At 71.9% G+C, this 2461-nt stretch carries 3 protein-coding genes; all 3 read left to right on the top strand.

Features of this window, described 5'->3' with window-relative positions:
• On the top strand, positions 1 to 820 hold an 820-nt coding region (locus tag DMC18_RS24255), incomplete at its 5' end, for an alginate export family protein (RefSeq protein WP_158285979.1).
• 2 nt (positions 821 to 822) lie between these two features.
• A complete protein-coding gene (locus DMC18_RS24250; protein ID WP_110121535.1) occupies positions 823 to 1506 on the top strand; it encodes a YoaK family protein in 684 nt (227 codons plus the stop codon).
• A 161-nt stretch (positions 1507 to 1667) separates the two neighbouring features.
• The gene (locus tag DMC18_RS25740; protein ID WP_233245345.1) at positions 1668 to 2282 is read left to right on the top strand and encodes an AraC family transcriptional regulator; all 615 of its coding nucleotides are present in this window, start codon (positions 1668 to 1670) and stop codon (positions 2280 to 2282) included.
• Positions 2283 to 2461: the final 179 nt, after the last annotated feature.

Raw genomic sequence — 2461 nt, 5'->3', positions numbered from 1 at the left:
GTGGGTCGACTGGAGCCGGGGCCCCTGGACCCTGGCCGGCGTCATCAGCCAGCCGGTGCAATATGCCGACGCCGAGGCCTTCGACGACACGTCCAGCGGCCATGTTCGGCTCGACTTCGCACGGGTGGAGCGCAAGGTCTTCGGCGGCGCGGTCTCGGCCTATGCCGGCCGCCTGGCCCGCTCGACCGCCCGCTACGGCGACGTGGTCGGGCAGGAGGATCGCCAGGTCTATGACCTGCGCTACACCGGCAAGGCGGGCGGTCTCGACTGGGACCTGGAGACCATGGCCCAACGGGGCGAGGTCGGTTCTTCCGACGTCCGCGCCTGGGCGGCCGGGGCGCGGGGCGGCTGGACGTTCGCGGGCGTCCCCTGGTCGCCGCGTCTTGGCCTGCAAGGCGACCTGGCCAGCGGGGATGCGCGGAAGGGCGACGGACGGCTGGGGACCTTCAATCCGCTCTATCCTAACGCCGCCTATTTCACCCGCGCCGGCTACACCGGCTACGCCAACATCGCGCACCTGAAGCCTTCGGTGACGGTGGCGCCGACCGGCAAGCTGACCGTCATGGCGGCCCTGGCCGGCCAGTGGCGTCGCACGAGCGCGGACGCGATCTACGGCCAGCCCTTCGCAGCCTATGCCGGCACCGCCGGGCAGGGCGGACGCTGGACCGGCGCCTATGGCCACCTGCGGGCCGACTACGCTTTCAATCGCAGCCTGACGGGCACGGTCGAGGCCGTCCATTTCGAAGCCGGAAGCGCCCTGCGCGCCGCCGGCCGGGACGACAGCGACTATCTTGGCGTCGAGCTCAAGTACGGATGGTGACCATGCGTTTTCCCAGCCTCTCGAAGGTGATGAGCTTCAACGGCGGCTATCTCGACACGGTCGGGTTCCTGGCCTTGCAGGGGTTGTTCGTCGCCCACGTCACCGGCAACTTCGTCACCTTCGGCGCGGCGATGATCCACGGGGCCGACGGGGCGGTGGCCAAGCTCCTGGTGCTGCCGATCTTCTGCGCGGCGGTGGTGATCAGCCGCCTCGTGACGTTCCGGCTGGAGGCCGAGGGCCTGCCGGTGCTGCGGATCATGCTGGGGGTGAAGACCGTGCTGCTGGTCGCCGGCTCGGCCCTGGCCGTGATCCTGGCGCCGTTCGCCAAGGGCGACAGCTGGCAGCTGATCCTGGTGGCGGCGGTCTTCGTCTGCGCCATGGCCATCCAGAACGCCGCCCACCGGGTGCACATCCCGACCGCGCCGCCCACCACCCTGATGACCGGCTCGACCACTCAGATCATGCTCGACGTCGCCGAGCTGATCCGCCGGGGACCCGATCGGGGGGCCTCGATCGCCCGGATCAGGAAGCTGTCGGCGGCCGTCGGCCTGTTCGCGGCCGGCTGCGGCCTGGGGGCTCTGGCCTTCGCCCTGCTGGGGCCTGCGGCCTTCTGGCCGTCGGCGGCGCTGGGCCTGCTGTCGCTGTTCTCTGACGAGGCGCGCGGGGTGAAGGTGAAGGAAGCCTGATGGGGTAGCGGTCCCAGAGGGGGCGGGATTCTTCACCCGCCTGGGTGAGTGCGCTTCACCCGTGCGGGAATGGCGCGCAGGCGCGCCTTGGTTGAGTTTGCTCCTGCGCCGGCAAGTGGTCGGCGGCGTCCTGGACTGACCACCTTCCCAAGAGAGCGACGATGCAAGCCCAGACCGTCATGACCCGCGCCTCCGACACAGGCGCCGAACCGGCCCCCGAACCGGCTCACGACCAGATCCGCCAGCTGTTGCAGCAGGCCCGCCACGTCCTGGCCACCGACCCCGCCGACGCCGAGCGCTGCATCGCCGTGGCGGTGCGGCTGCTGCCGCAGATTGACGCGGCCGCCTCGCGCAGCTTCGCCCCCCAGACGGCGGGTGCGCCTGCCGCCCCGCCGGCCCTGCAACGCGGAGGCTTGGCGCCCTGGCAGGTTCTGCGGGTCAAGGCGCTGGTGGAGGCGCGGCTGGCCGACCGGGTGACCAGCGCCGAACTGGCCGCCGCCGCCCGTCTCAGCCCCAGCCACTTCTCGCGGGCCTTTCGCGCCAGTTTCGGCGACGCGCCCAAGACCTATGTCAACCGCCGCCGGATCGCCCGGTCCAAGGACATGATGCTGTCGACCGGCGACAGCCTGGCCGCCATCGCCCTGGCCTGCGGCCTGTCGGACCAGGCCCACTTCTGCCGGATGTTCCGCCGCTTCGAGGGCCAGTCGCCCAGCGTCTGGCGTCGCCTGCGCGGCGGCGAGCGCGAGGCGGCCTGGCCGCTGATCGCGGCGGAATGATCCTGGATCGGAGCCCGTCGTGACCGCCACCGTCCTGCTGATCCACGGCGCCTGGCTGACGCCCAGGCACTGGGATCGCTTCCAGGACCGCTACGCCGCGCGCGGGCTGAGCGTGCTGGCGCCGGCCTGGCCGCTGCTGGACGCGCCGGTCGAGGCCCTGCGCCGCTCGCCGCCCCGCG

The organism is Caulobacter sp. D5 (assembly GCF_003185805.1).
In the GTDB taxonomy this organism is placed as follows: Bacteria; Pseudomonadota; Alphaproteobacteria; order Caulobacterales; family Caulobacteraceae; genus Caulobacter.
This window is presented reverse-complemented; position numbering and strand designations above follow the sequence as displayed.